The 13,175-nt window shown below is 74.5% G+C and carries 10 protein-coding genes; 8 read left to right on the plus strand and 2 right to left on the minus strand.

Annotated elements, in window-relative coordinates; all coding sequences use genetic code 11:
• Nucleotides 1-51 precede the first annotated feature (51 nt).
• Both AB0J69_RS16190 and AB0J69_RS16195 read right to left on the minus strand, forming a co-directional pair.
• Nucleotides 52-1,527, minus strand: coding sequence for a hypothetical protein (locus AB0J69_RS16190; protein WP_364117525.1), 1,476 nt, complete (start codon nucleotides 1,525-1,527; stop codon nucleotides 52-54).
• Entirely contained in the window at nucleotides 1,527-2,723 is a 1,197-nt protein-coding gene (locus tag AB0J69_RS16195; protein WP_364117527.1) for a hypothetical protein, read from the minus strand. The genes AB0J69_RS16190 and AB0J69_RS16195 overlap by 1 nt, the downstream gene beginning before the upstream one ends.
• 163 nt (nucleotides 2,724-2,886) lie before the next feature.
• Between AB0J69_RS16195 and AB0J69_RS16200 the strand changes: the two genes are divergently transcribed.
• From AB0J69_RS16200 to AB0J69_RS16235, 8 genes are all read left to right on the plus strand, one after another.
• Entirely contained in the window at nucleotides 2,887-5,004 is a 2,118-nt protein-coding gene (locus AB0J69_RS16200; protein ID WP_364117529.1) for a fibronectin type III domain-containing protein, read from the plus strand.
• A 13-nt stretch (nucleotides 5,005-5,017) separates the two neighbouring features.
• Nucleotides 5,018-6,013 carry a MoxR family ATPase gene (locus tag AB0J69_RS16205; RefSeq protein ID WP_364117530.1) on the plus strand — a complete coding sequence of 332 codons (996 nt, stop codon included), beginning with the start codon at nucleotides 5,018-5,020 and terminating at the stop codon, nucleotides 6,011-6,013.
• The gene (locus tag AB0J69_RS16210) at nucleotides 6,014-7,153 is read left to right on the plus strand and encodes a DUF58 domain-containing protein (protein WP_364117531.1); all 1,140 of its coding nucleotides are present in this window, start codon (nucleotides 6,014-6,016) and stop codon (nucleotides 7,151-7,153) included.
• Nucleotides 7,138-9,261 carry a transglutaminaseTgpA domain-containing protein gene (locus AB0J69_RS16215; RefSeq protein WP_364117532.1) on the plus strand — a complete coding sequence of 708 codons (2,124 nt, stop codon included), beginning with the start codon at nucleotides 7,138-7,140 and terminating at the stop codon, nucleotides 9,259-9,261. The genes AB0J69_RS16210 and AB0J69_RS16215 overlap by 16 nt, the downstream gene beginning before the upstream one ends.
• Before the next feature lie 7 nt (nucleotides 9,262-9,268).
• Entirely contained in the window at nucleotides 9,269-10,210 is a 942-nt protein-coding gene (locus tag AB0J69_RS16220) for a winged helix DNA-binding domain-containing protein (RefSeq protein ID WP_364117533.1), read from the plus strand.
• 58 nt (nucleotides 10,211-10,268) lie between these two features.
• On the plus strand, nucleotides 10,269-10,856 hold the full coding sequence (locus AB0J69_RS16225; protein ID WP_364117534.1) for an RNA polymerase sigma factor: 588 nt from the start codon (nucleotides 10,269-10,271) through the stop codon (nucleotides 10,854-10,856).
• Entirely contained in the window at nucleotides 10,849-11,613 is a 765-nt protein-coding gene (locus AB0J69_RS16230) for a hypothetical protein (RefSeq protein WP_364117535.1), read from the plus strand. Before AB0J69_RS16225 ends, AB0J69_RS16230 begins: the two co-directional genes overlap by 8 nt.
• A 67-nt stretch (nucleotides 11,614-11,680) precedes the next feature.
• Nucleotides 11,681-13,165: a heparinase II/III family protein gene (locus AB0J69_RS16235; RefSeq protein ID WP_364117536.1), complete on the plus strand. Its 1,485-nt coding sequence runs from the start codon at nucleotides 11,681-11,683 to the stop codon at nucleotides 13,163-13,165.
• Nucleotides 13,166-13,175: the final 10 nt, after the last annotated feature.

A 13,175-nucleotide genomic window follows, 5' to 3' on the forward strand; every position in this document is an offset into this window, starting at 1 on the left:
CACCTCTTACCCCCGTAACCCTTCCATCCGTGTTCAACGCCGGCCTGCCCGTCAGCGGGCAGATCTTCGAGCCAGTACGGCGGCCGCCAGCGGCGTGCTCGGCCCCGCCGCCAGGATCAGCTCCTCCTGCAGCCGCCGCCGCGAGGCCGGGGTGAGCCGGTGGAACTGCGGCCCCGGCACGTAACCGCCCGCCTCCTCACCCGCCTTCACCTGGCCGAGCAGCCCCGCGTGCCGCAACGTCCGCAGCGCCGCCTCCAGCTCGCCGATGGGGAGCTGGGTGTGGCGGCGCAGCTCGTCGACCGGCGTGGGGTGCGGCGACAACCACGAGTCCTCGGGCAGCAGCCCCTCGGCCCTCGGGATGGCGACGGAGTGCACGAGCACGAGCGTCAGCACCGCCCGCTCGCTCACCCCGAGCCGGGTGCCCGCCGCCGCTTCGGGCGCGCCGATGCGGGCGGCGACGGTGTCGGCGTAGCCGGAGGTCCAGCGGTCGCGGTGCTGGATCAGCGTACGGCCGCGCCTGGCCAGCATCTCGCCCAGCGTGTGGCGCAGCGCCGGGTCGCGCAGGGCGGCGAACCGCACCTCCTGCACCGGCTCCGCGGCATGCTCGACCGCCATGAACGCCGCCACCAGCTCGGCCCGCCGCCGCTCGTCGTATCCGCCCAGCAGATCGTCGAACTCGGCCGGCCCCCCTTCGACCCGCCCCCCGGCACCTGCGGCCTCGCCACTGCCGGCCACCTCCCGAGCCCCGGCCGGACCGGAGCCGCCAACCGCCGCATCGAACCCGGGTCGGTCGTGCGCGCCTGCCACGCCGGGTCCGGGGCCGTGGTCGTCGCGTGCCGCGGACGGTCTGGGCCGGTCGTCCTCGCCGTCCACGGGCTGCCCGGGGCCGTCGGCCGCGCCGTCCACGGCGAGCTCGGGACCGGGGATGCCGCCCGTCGGGGTGAGCCCCGGGCGGGCGGCGGCGATGATGTCGGCGTCGCCGACCACCGTCAGCTCAGGGCGCACGGGCTCGGGCAGCCGGCGCACCAGCTCCTGCAGTTGCGCGTGCGACTCCACCGGCCACAGGGCGCAGCGCGGCCCGAGGACGACCAGACCGTCGTCCATCACGATCCAGGCGGAGTCGTGCAGCCGCCGCAGCGCGCCGACCGCCCAGTTGCGCATCAGGTCGTCGGTGCGGCCGATCAGCTCGCGGTAGGTGTCGAGCACCAGCTCCACGGGCGCCGGAGCCCCGGGCCACGGATCCACGGACAGGTCGGTCCAGCAGCACTTGAGCACCGCCGCCAGGACCCGCCGGGTCTCCCCGGACCGCTCCACGGGGAGCGGCGCCACCTGGTATTCGTCCAGGAGAGAGGGCGTCACCCCGTCGGGCCACATGGGCAGGGCCTCGCCGGTGGAGTCGGGCCGGGTCAGCCGCACCATCCCGGGCGCCGCCGCCACCCCGGCCCCGAGCCGCAGCGGCCCACCGGCCCGCGCCTGAGCATGCGCCAGGGCTCGGGTGCGGGCCTCAGGGTGCTGTCCGTCGGTCATCAGCTGCGCTCCAGGTAGCCGTGCGAGAGCCAGGCGGGCTCGCGATCCGGGTCGATCGTCAGCCCGTCCGCCCAAGCCAGCCGATAGGGCAGCTCAGGCCGCAGGTCCACGGTCGTCAGGTCGGCGAGGAGGCGGCGCGCCGAGGGCCAGTCGGAGCCGAGCACGTCGCCCAGCGCCACCCGATCGGCCGGCCCGAGCAGCGACTCCGCCACCTGCGTCAGGCGTTCGAGGGCCGCGTTGGGCGAGGAGTCGAGCGCGGACTCGGGCCCCGGATCGGGGAGGTTGGAGCGCGGGGGAGTGGGCTGGGCGGGGGCGGGGCGCGGGGCCTCGTCGACGGCGCGGGCGATGGCGGCCGGGTCGTGCCACGGCGCCGGCGCGTCGAAGACGAACCCGTCGAGCACCGCCGCCAGCCGCTCCCTGGACGCCGTCTGTGCGAACGTGCGCCACGTCTCCGTCGGCAGCAGCGTCAGGTTGCGGGTGGTGCCCGCCGAGTCGGCCAGGCGGCCGGCGGCCCGGCGCGAGGCGTCGCTGTAGGCGTAGATGGCCGCCCGCAGGTCGGTGCAGGTCCGGTCGAGCTCGGGCCAGCGGGTCAGGATCGTGCCGTGCAATCCCTGGGCCCGCCGCGCGATCTCCTCGGTGCCCCACAGCTTGGGCGCCTGCTCGCGCAGCTCCTCGATCGTGCCCGTGCTGAGCGTGATCAGTTCCAGCGCCCACAGCCGGAAGGCGCGCGCCAGGTTGACCGCGCTCTGCCGGGCCTCCTCCATCGTGGTGCGCGGGTCGGCCACGTTGAGGTCTTCCAGCGCCAGCAGCCGGTGCATCTCCGACTGCCCGCCGTCGTCCATCATCCGCCGGATGAACATCAGCCCGACCACGCTGGTGAACGAGGCCCGGTAACGCAGCTGGTTGGGCTTGGGGAACACCTCGCGGATCGCCCCGAGCCCCTTGAGCACCCGCAGCCGGTTGTCGAACTGGTCGGCAGGGTAGGCCCGGCAGGCGAAGCGCATCTGCTCGTGGGTCAGCCACTCCTCGCCCGCCTCCGCGAACGCCGCGAACAGCGTCTCGGCGATGTCGACCAGGGCCGGGTCGTCGACCACCGCCCCGCTGTCGCGGGCCAGCGCGGCGAACATGCGGCGATAGGTCGACAGGACCGCCTCGTCGGTGAGGACGGAGTCGAGGGTCAGGGGCTGTTCGGACACGGGCACTAAGGTACGGCGTCACACCGACACTCTTGGCACTCGCGCACCATGACGCCCGCTGCTACCAGCCAGTACCTACGCGTGAGGGACTGCTGAACGCTAGGGTGATGCCCGATAATACGGGGGCAAACGCTTAGTAATCGTACATACGGGGTGAGTGACGGTGCGCGTGCTCCGAGGCGATCGGATCACGGCGGTGATCGCCGGTGCGGTGGCCGCGATCCTGGTGGCCGCGGCGGCCTGGTTCGGCGTGGGCGTGTCCAGCGCCAACCCCAAGCTGGCCGACGTCGGAGCCTGGCTCTGGACCAAGACCAAGGGCAAGATCGTGCACGTCAACGGTCTGTCCGGTGAGGTCGACGGCTACCTCGACGACAAGGCCGGCCGCCGGCTGCGCGTCGTGCAGGACGGCGGCAACGTGCTGCTCGTCGACGACGGCACCGGCTACGTCAGCCGCATTGAGCCCAGCCAGCTCAACGTGGCCCAGACCCGCGACTTCGGGGCGGCCGGGCTGCAGCTCGCGGTGTCCGGCGCCGCCGCGTACGCGGTGGACCCGGCGGCCGGCCGGATCCAGCAGATCGACCCGCTCACGCTCGACTCCGTAGGCTCCCCGGTCACCCTGCCCGGCCCGCTCGGCGCGGCCCGCATCGACAGCGGCGGGCGGCTGTGGGTGCCCGTGACGGCCAAGGGCGAGGTCGTACCGGTGGCCGGGGGCGTGGCGGAGAGCCCGGTCAAGGTGGGCGAGCCCGGTGAGGAGCTGTCGGTCACCATCGCCGGCGACCTGCCCGTCGTGGTCAACACCCGGGCCGCCACCGCCACGATCATCGGCGCGGACGGCGGCGTCGGGGAGATCACGCTGCCCAAGGGCGTGGCCCAGGCCGCCAAGGGCGGCGTGCTCACCCCGGCCGCCACCGAGGGCGCCCTGGTGCCGATCCTGACGTCCGGCGACTCGGGGCTGCTCGTGGTGATCGACACCGGCTCCAACTCCGTGCTCAGCACCAAGTTCGCCGTGGACGACCCGGCCGAGCTGGGGGTGCCGCAGGTGCTGGGCTCCAAGGTGTACGTGCCGCACCAGGGCCGCGGCTCGCTGATCGTCTGGGACAGCGCGGCCGGTGGCCAACCGACCACGCTCCAGGTGACCCAGAGGCCGGGCCCGGTGGACGTGTTCGTCAAGGACGGCCTGCTCTGGGCGAACGACGAGAACGGCGACAAGGCCGTCGTCATCGACCTCGAGGGCCGCAGGCACGACGTCGCCAAGGACGATTCCGACGTACCGGGGCCGACCAACACCCCCAAGCCCACGACGCCGCGCCCCGAGCCCACCAGGACCGAAACCCGGCCCGACCCGGACCCCGAACCGGTGCCGGAGCCGGACCCGGTCAAGACCACGGAGCGGCCCCGCCCCACGCCGACGCGCGAGCCCACCAGGGAAGCGACCCCCAGCCCGACCCCGACCCCGTCGGCGAGCGCGCCCTCCGCGCCCGGCGCCGTCAGCGCCAGGTCGGGCCCCGGCAAGGTGACGGTGACCTTCAGCCCGTCCACCGGTGGCAAGGTCGAGCGGTACACGCTGAAGCCGTCGGGCGAGGGCAGGTCGGTCCCGCAGTCGGTGGACGCGAACGGGCCGTTCCAGTTCGAGTTCACGGGCGGGGACTGCGCCGACGAGTACACGTTCGTGGTGGTCGCGCACTGGCCGGGCGGCGAGGTCGAGTCCGAGCCGAGCCCCGGGGCCAAGCCGTGCGTGGCGCCCGGCTCGCCGACCGGCTTCGCGGCCAAGGCCAAGAACCGGGGCGCCGAGCTGAGCTGGACCGCCCCCGAGGGCGCCGACGACGCCACCACGTACGAGCTCACCGGCGCGGCCACGAACAACGCCGTCAAGGGCACCACGTTCACCGTGGACGGCCTGAAGAACAACCAGAAGCACACCTTCAAGCTCAAGGCCAGGAACGCGGCCGGCGAGAGCCCCGACGTGGCCACCACCGAGGTGGACCTGGCCTACCCGAGGCAGCAGTACAAGAACGCCAGCAACGAGGACACCAACACGCTCATCCGCCCGGGGCCGTCGCCCAGCGGGGAGGCGGGCAGGATCCCGCAGAAGGTGTACATCACCCTGACGGTGATCTGCCAGGTCAAGGGCGCCTCGTACACCGACACCTCCACCGGCAGGTCCAGCGACGTCTGGAACCGGATCGAGAGCCAGTACGGCAACGGCTACCTGAACGACACCCTGGTGGCGACCCCGGACGGCGGTTTCCCCGAGGGACCGCTCTTCGAGTGCACCGACTGAGAAGGGGACTCAGTTGACCCACTACAACTACCCGGACCAGCAGCAGCCGCAACCGCCGCAGCAGCTCGCCGGCCAGTTCGCCCAGCGGTTCCAGCTCCTGGCCACCAACATCGAGCGCATCATCCGGGGCAAGCACGAGGCCATCGAGCTGGCCCTGATCTGCCTGTTCGCCGAGGGGCACCTGCTCGTGGAGGACGTCCCCGGCACCGGCAAGACCACGCTCGCCCGCTCGCTCGCGGCCAGCGTGGACGCGGAGTGGCGGCGCATCCAGTTCACCCCCGACCTGCTGCCCAGCGACATCACCGGCGTGTCGATCTTCAACCAGGCGCACCAGAAGTTCGAGTTCCACCACGGGCCGGTCTTCGCCAACATCGTGCTCGCCGACGAGATCAACCGCGCCTCCCCGAAGACCCAGGCCGCGCTGCTGGAGGTCATGGAGGAGCGCCGGGTCACGGTGGACGCCGAGCCGCACCCGGTGCCCCGGCCGTTCCTGGTGGTGGCCACGCAGAACCCGGTGGACATGGACGGCACGTACCCGCTGCCCGAGGCCCAGCTCGACCGGTTCCTGATGAAGATCTCCGTCGGGTACCCGGACCACGTCTCCGAGGTCGAGGTGCTCAAGGGCATGCCGACGGGGCCGCAGGTCGAGCGGCTGCCGGTGGTGGCGCGGGCGTCGGACGTGGCCGGGATGATCGACTTCGCCTCGCGGATCCACGTGGCCGATCCGGTCTACGACTACATCGTCGCGCTGTGCGGCGCCACCCGTACGAGCCCGCACCTGCGGCTCGGCGCCAGCCCCCGTGGCAGCCTGGCGCTGCTGCGCGCGGCGCGCGTCAAGGCCGCCGCGGCCGGGCGGCACTTCGTGGTGCCGGAGGATGTGAAGGCGCTGGCCGTACCGGTGCTGGCGCACCGCCTGATCCTCACGCCGGAGGCCGAGCTGCGCGAGGTCACCGGGGCCGCCGTGCTCGGCGAGATCGTCGCCGGGATGCCGGTGCCGCAGGCGGCCTAGGTGCACCCCTCGCCACCCGCCGTCCGGACGCGGCTCACCGCGGTGCTGACCCCGCTGGGCTGGGGCACGCTGGCCGGGGCCGTCGTGCTGTACGCGGCGGGGTTCGCGCTCGGCTACCCCGAACCGGTCGTGCTCGCCACCGGCGCGCTGCTCGCGCTGGCCACGGCCCTGGCCTGGACCGCTCCGCGGCCCAGGCTGGAGGTCCACCGGGAGGTCACGCCGCTGAAGGTGCCCCGCGGGGACGCCGCCGTGGCCGTCCTGAACGTGACCAACCTCGGCCGCCGCGGCCTGTCCGGGCTGCGCGCCCAGGACCGGATCGGCGCCTCCGAGCACACGATCGACCTGCCCAGGCTGCCCAAGGGGGCCGGCCGCACGGTCACGTACGCGCTGCCGACCGGGGCGCGCGGGGAGATCCCGGTCGGGCCCCTCATGCTCGTCCGCGCCGACCCGTTCGGGCTCACCCGCCGGGTCCGCGAGTACGGCCTGCCCGCCACCCTCCTGGTACGCCCCCGCACGGTCGCCCTGCCCGTCCCGCCCTCCGGCAAGGCCCACCACCTGGAGGGCCCGGTCAGCGACAACGCCCCCAGCGGCACGGTCACCTTCCACACCCTGCGCGAATACGTCCTGGGCGATGACCTGCGCCACGTCCACTGGCGATCCAGCGCCCGCACGGGCACGCTCATGGTCCGCCAGCTCATCGACGCCAGCCTGCCGACCACGACGATCCTGCTCGACACGCGGGGCCTGACGGAGCCCGCGGTGGACGCCGCCGCCTCGGTCGCGGTGGCCGCCGCCCGGGCCGGCTTCCCCGTACGCGTCCTGACCGGCGGCGGCGCCCCACCGGACAGCAGGCCGGACAGCAGGCCGGACGCCGAGACGGTCCTGGACCGGCTGGCCCTGGTGGCGGCGGGCACGTCGGGGGTCTCGGAGGCGCTGCGGGCGGCGCGGGGCGGCGGCTCGCTGGTGCTGGTGACGGGCGATCCCTCGGAGGCGGGCCGGGTCGCGGGGGTGCGGCGCCGCTTCGACCGCGTCATCTGCGTGTACGTGGGCACCGCCCCCGCCCCGGCCGCCCCGCCGGGCGTGCGGCTCATCCGCATCACGTCCCTGGACGAGCTCCCGCTCGCATGGGGGTCCCGATGACGCCGGGCGGCCACGGCCGGGCGGCCTCGCGCCGCCGCCCGCCGACCGGGCCGCGGGCGCGCGAGGGGTCGATGTGGCGTCGCCTGGCCGGGCTCGCGCTGGTCGCGGCCACGGCCGCCACGGCCGGATGGGGTTTCCACCGGGTCTTCCCGGGCGCCGAGCTGCTGCTCGCCGTGATCCCCGCCGCCACGGCCCCCGCGATCGTCGCCGCCCTCACCCGCGCCCGCCCCCTCTGGCTGGCCCTGGCCCTGGACCTGGTCCTCTGGGTGGCCGGAACCGTCCCCCTCTACCAGACCCTCACCCCCGCCCTCCTGGCGGACGTCGCTGACTCCTGGCACGCGCTGCTCACCACGCTCCTCCCCGCCCAGCCCGACCCCGAGCTCCTGGTCCTCGTCCACACGCTCGTCTGGGCGGCCGCCACCATCGGCGCGGAGACCCTGAACCGCACCGGGACGAGGATCGCCGCCGCCGTCCCCGCCCTGGTCGTGTACGGCGTGGCCCTCCTCCTCGGCGTGGACGGCGCGGGCTCCAACGTCCTCGTCACGGGCGCGCTGTTCGTGCTCATCGCCGCCCTCGCCCTCCTCCGCGACGACCGCCCGCCGGCCTGGCTGCCGGCGGGGATCCCGGTGGCCGCCGCCCTTGCCGCGCTCGCGCTGGTCGCGGGCCCCCTCCTGCCGATCGCCGCCCAGCCGTACAACCCCAGGGACGACGCCGACCTGCCCCCGCCCGTGCGCGTGGACAGCGTCAGCCCCCTCGACCGCGTCTCGGCGTGGTTGCAGATCCCCGACCGCGACCTGTTCACCGTCAAGGCGGACAAGCCGCTCAACTGGCGGCTGGCCGTGCTCGACCGGTACGACGGCGTGCGCTGGACGTCCGCGGCCCGCTTCCAGCCCACCGGCGGCCGGGTCCCGGCGGGGGAGTGGACGGGCGAGGCCGACGTCGTACACCAGAAGGTGACCTTCGACGGCCTGCCCGGCACCTGGCTGCCCGCCGCCGAGCGGCCGCAGGAGGTCACCGGCGTGCGCGGCCTGGCCGTGGACCCCGGCAGCGGGGCGCTGCTGGCCGCCGCCAAGCCCGCCAAGGGGTCCGGGTACGAGGTGACCTCGCGCGTGCCCAAGCCATCCAGGCAGGACCTGCTCGCCGCCACCCCCGTGTCCGACCCGGCCCTGACCGCCTTCCCCGACGCCCCCCAGGAGCAGCTCTTCCGCAGGCTCGCCCAGGAGGCCACCAAGGGCGCCGACGCGCCGATCAAGCAGGCGTACCGGCTCCAGAGCTACCTGCGCACCAACGCCACCTACGACGTCACCGCGCCGCCCGGCCACTCGCTCAAGGGGCTGGAGTTCTTCCTGCAGACCACGCACCGGGGGACGTCGGAGCAGTTCGCGGCCACGTTCGCGCTCATGGCCAGGACGCTCGGGCTGCCGTCGCGGGTGGTCGTGGGGTTCCGGCCGGGGCAGGTGTCCGGCGGGGTGTACCACGTCAAGTCGGGGCACGTGATGGCGTGGGCGGAGATCAAGTTCGACAAGCTGGGCTGGCGGCCGTTCTATCCCACGCCGGGCCGCGGCGGCGCCAAGGACGACCACGACGTCGTGTCCTCGGCGATCGAGGAGAGCGAGGAACTGGAGGACGAGTTCGCCAAGGGCGGCAGCGACCGGCCCACGACGTCCCGGCCGCAGGCCACGGGCCAGGACGAGCAGGCCGCGCCGGGTCTGTCCCCGTGGACGGTCGCGGCGGTGGCGGGCGGCGGGCTGCTGGTGGCGTACGCGGTCGTGGTCGTCGTGGTGCCGTGGCGGCGCCGGCGCAACCGCCGCCGGGCACCGGGACCCGAGCAGCGGGTGCTCGGCGCCTGGCGGCAGACGTGCGACGACCTGGGGCTGACCAGGGAGCCCGCGCTGACGGCGGGCGACGTGGTGTCCCGCGAGCCGGGCGAGATCTCAACACATCTCCGGCCGTTGGCCGAGATCTCCAACTTCATCAGGTACGCCCCCGAATCCGGCACCGAGGCGGCGGCCACCGAGGCGTGGCGGCACAGCGACGCCATCCGCCGGGCCGTACGCGCCCGCACCCGCGTCATGACCCGCCTGCGCGACCGCCTTCTCCTGAGATGATGCGCGCGTGAGAAGCGTCGAGGCCCAGCTCCTGCACCGCCCGCCCGGCCTGGCCCCGGGCGAGATCGTCCGGCGCCTGGCGGCCATGCAGGCCCAGGACGTCCCCTCCGCGTTCCTCGCCTTCCGCGCCCGGTCGGCCACCCTCACCCCGGCCGACGTCGAGGCCGCCTGGCAGGCCCGCGAGATCGTCAGGACGTGGGGCCCGCGCGGCACCCTGCACTTCGTCCACGCCGACGACCTGCCGTGGATCCACGCCCTCACCCGGCCCGCCACGAACATCCTGCGCCGCCTCGCCGAGGAGGGCGTCACCGGCGACGACCTGCTCCCGCTGATCACCCGCGCCCTGGCCGGCCAGGGCCCCCTCACCAAGGCCGACCTGGAGGACCGCCTCAAGGGCCGGGCCCAGGGCCAGGGCATCGTGCACCTGGTGGCGCTGGCCGCCCACCACGGCCTGGCCGTCCTGGGCCCGCTGCGCGCCGGCAAGCCCACGTACGTGCACGCCGCCGACTGGCTCGGCGCCCCCGTCGCCCCCGAGCCCGACCGGGAGCGCGCGCTGAAGGAGCTGGCCACCCGCTACCGCCGCGCCCACCACCCCGCCACCCCCGAGGACCTGGCCGCCTGGTCCGGCCTGCCGCTCGGCGAGTCCCGCACCGCCTGGCGGCTGAGCGGCCACCCCACGCCGCCCCCGGAGGAGCCTCCGGTGGTCCGCCTCGCCCCGGCCTTCGACGAGTACGTCATGGGCTGGCGCAGCAGGGACCCCATCCTGGCCGCCGAACACGCGAGGAAGGTGTTCCCCGGAGGCGGCATCCTGCGCCCGGTCGTGCTGGTGGACGGCGTGATCAGGGGCGTGTGGGGGCGGAAGGGCGCCCAGGTGACCGTGCAGCCGTTCGGCGAGCTCCCCGACCTGGCCGACGAGACCGCCGACGTACGCCGCTTCCTGGAAGCGTGAAAGCGAATCCGTGTATCGGGTGATAACAGATGACCACTGATACATCGGAAGGTTGCACATGACGGGGGAGACCATCGCGGCCACGGTGCCCTGGGCGGCCCGCGCGTCCGGGACCCTGGACGACACCCTGCACGATACGGAGGCGTTCGCCGCCGTGTTCGACGCCCACTTCGGCGAGATCCACGCCTACGTCGCCCAGCGGCTCGGCCCCGACATCGCCGAGGACATCGTCGCCGAGACGTTCCTCACCGCGTTCCGCAAGCGCGCCCAGTACGACCCGTCCCGCGCCGGGGTGCGCGCCTGGCTGTACGGCATCGCCACGAACCTCATCGGCAAGCACCGCCGCCTGGAGGCCCGTACCCTGCGCGCGCTCGGACGCTTCGGCCCCGACACCGACTCGCCGGGCCACGAGGAGTCGGTGGCCGTGCGGGTCAGCGCCCAGAGCCTGCGGCCGGAGCTGGCCGCCGCCCTGGCCGGCCTGGACCGGCGCGACCGCGACGTCCTGCTGCTGGTCGCGCTCGCCGGGCTCAGCCACGACGAGATCGCCACGGCGCTCGGCATCCCGTACGGCACCGTCGGCTCCCGGCTGAACCGGGCCCGCAGGAAACTGCGCGCCCTGCTCGGGGAGGTGGCCGTCGGTGGATGAGCTGATCCGCGAGCTGTACGGCGAGCCGCGCCCGGACCCGCGGGCCCAGCACCGGGTGTGGCGGCGGGTCACGACCCGGCGCCGGCGCCGGCGGCTGACCTGGCTGGCGATCCCCGTCGCCGCGGCCCTGACCGGGATCGTCCTGTACGCGACCCCGCCCGAGCAGCCGATGGAGGCGGGCCGGACGATCCTGCTCACGGCCGCCACCTCGGCCGCGTCCACCGCTTCCGAGGGCACCTACTGGCACGTCAGGAAGCTGCACGACGGGGGCAGGGAGACCGAGCTCTGGGTGACCAGGCAGGGCCGGGCGTGGACCGCAGAGCAGGGCCGGGTCAGCCGGGTCAGCGGCCGGTCGCCGTTCAGCATGGCGGGGCGCGACCTGACCTACGAGCAGATCCAGGCCCTGCCCTCCGACGCCGCCGCGCTGCGCGAGCGCGTGGCCGCGATGTTGCCCCCGGGCTCGGACGGGCTGCTCGCCGACGCGCTCGGCGGCCTGCTGTGGACCAAGCCGTCCGCGCCCGGCGTGCGCGCCGCCGCCTACCGGGCGCTGGCCGACCTGCCCGAGGTTCGCTACCTGGGCGCCGCCACGGACGCGCGGGGGCGCGCCGGGGAGGCGTTCGCGTTCGGCCTGCCCACCGGCGTCGAGCGGACCCTGATCATCGACCCGGCCTCCTCACAGGTGCTGTCCAGCGTGGACGGCACCGGGAGCTCCGAGATCGTCCTCACCGCGGGCTGGACCGACCAGGGTCCCGCCTGAAGCCCGCTTTCTGACGCGCCGCGCGCGGGACGGTGGGTCTCGCGCGCCCTGAAACAGGAGCCAAGACGTGTTCTGGCGTGCCCGCACGACCTCCGGCAGGGCCATCTGCCTGAGCGACCAGTTCCCACTGACCAAGGTGGAGGAGGTGATGCGCGGCCTGGTGACGTTCGTCGGGCTGCCGCCCGTCCAGCTCGGTTCCGGCGGGGAGATCGACTGGACCGCGAACCCGCACGGCAACCGCTCCTGGGCCCTGAACCTGCACGCGCTGCGCTGGCTGGGCCGCCTGGTCGCCGAGTACGAGCGTACGGGCGCCCAGGCGTACCTCGACCGCGCCGCCACCGTGGCCGACCACTGGCTGCGCTCGAACCCCCGTGGCGCCCGCGGCATCAGCCCGTGGGCGTGGGCCGAGCACGCGGTCGCCCTGCGCGCCCCGGTGCTGGTGTGCCTGAGCGAGCACGTACACACCGGGCGCCTCTGGGATGGCCTCGCCGAGCACGGCGAGATCCTGGCCGACCCCTCGCTCTACCGCGAGGGCCACAACCACGGCCTGGACCAGGACATCGCGCTGCTGGTCGTCGGCTGCCGCCTGGGCCGGGCGCGCTGGCGGGACCTGGCCGTACGCCGGATGACCGCCTCGGCCGAGCTCGCCATCGACGCCCAGGGCGTCCTGCACGAGCAGGCTCCCCGCTACGGCCTCTACGTGCACCGCCGCCTCGGCGTCGCCCTGCGCGCCATCCGCGAGAGCGGGGCCGAGCTCCCGGAGCGGCTGGTGGCCAGGCGGCGGGCGCTGGAGACGTACGTGGCGCACGCCACCCAGCCCGACGGCCGCCTCGTGCCCATCGGCGACAGCCCCGCCGGCACCCGCGCGGCCGGCTTCGCCACGTCGGGCCCGTCGGTGCGGGTCTTCGACGGCGGCTACGTCTTCGGCAGAACCGCCTGGAACGACCCGGCGTCCACCCACTACTCGATCAGATTCGGCCCCGGCCGCCGCCTCCACGGCCACGAGGACCACCTGGGCATCACGTACTTCGCCCACGGCCGCCCGATCCTGGTGGAGGCCGGTTTCCACTCCTACGAGCGCACCGGCTACGTCGACTGGACCCGCTCCCCGGAGGCCCACAACGTCCCCATCCCCACCGCCACCCCCTTCCACCCCGGCACCCCCACCGACCTCCTGGCCTCCTCCGTCACCCCGTCACACCAGTCCTTCACCCTGGCCGACGACGCCTACGCCGTCCGCCGAACCCGCCACATCCTGATCACCCACAACCCGCCCATGCTCGCCGTGGCCGACTCGGTCCCCTCAGGCGCCCTGCGCAGCCTGTGGCACTTCGACCCGACCCTCAGAGTCCTGTCCCAGCGCGACGGAGCGGTGGTCCTGGGGGACGACGGCGGCTTCCGGGTGACCCTGCTCCAGTCCCCCGGCCCGGGCCAGACGATACGGCCGGGCCTGGTCGCGACGGGCTACCTGCGCACGGCCGAGAACGTCACCGTGCTGTCCCCGGAGGCGGCGACCGTGCTGACGGTGATCGTGCCCCATCCGCCCGGGTAGCCGCGGGGCG

The organism is Nonomuraea sp. NPDC049709 (genome assembly GCF_040674815.1).
GTDB lineage: Bacteria > Actinomycetota > Actinomycetes > Streptosporangiales > Streptosporangiaceae > Nonomuraea.

Excerpts from the sequence above, each read along its gene's own strand:
- AB0J69_RS16190 (WP_364117525.1), bottom strand. The coding sequence starts at position 1,527 with ATGACCGACGGACAGCACCCTGAGGCCCGCACCCGAGCCCTGGCGCAT.
- AB0J69_RS16215 (WP_364117532.1), top strand. The coding sequence starts at position 7,138 with ATGGGGGTCCCGATGACGCCGGGCGGCCACGGCCGGGCGGCCTCGCGC.
- AB0J69_RS16225 (WP_364117534.1), top strand. The coding sequence starts at position 10,269 with ATGACGGGGGAGACCATCGCGGCCACGGTGCCCTGGGCGGCCCGCGCG.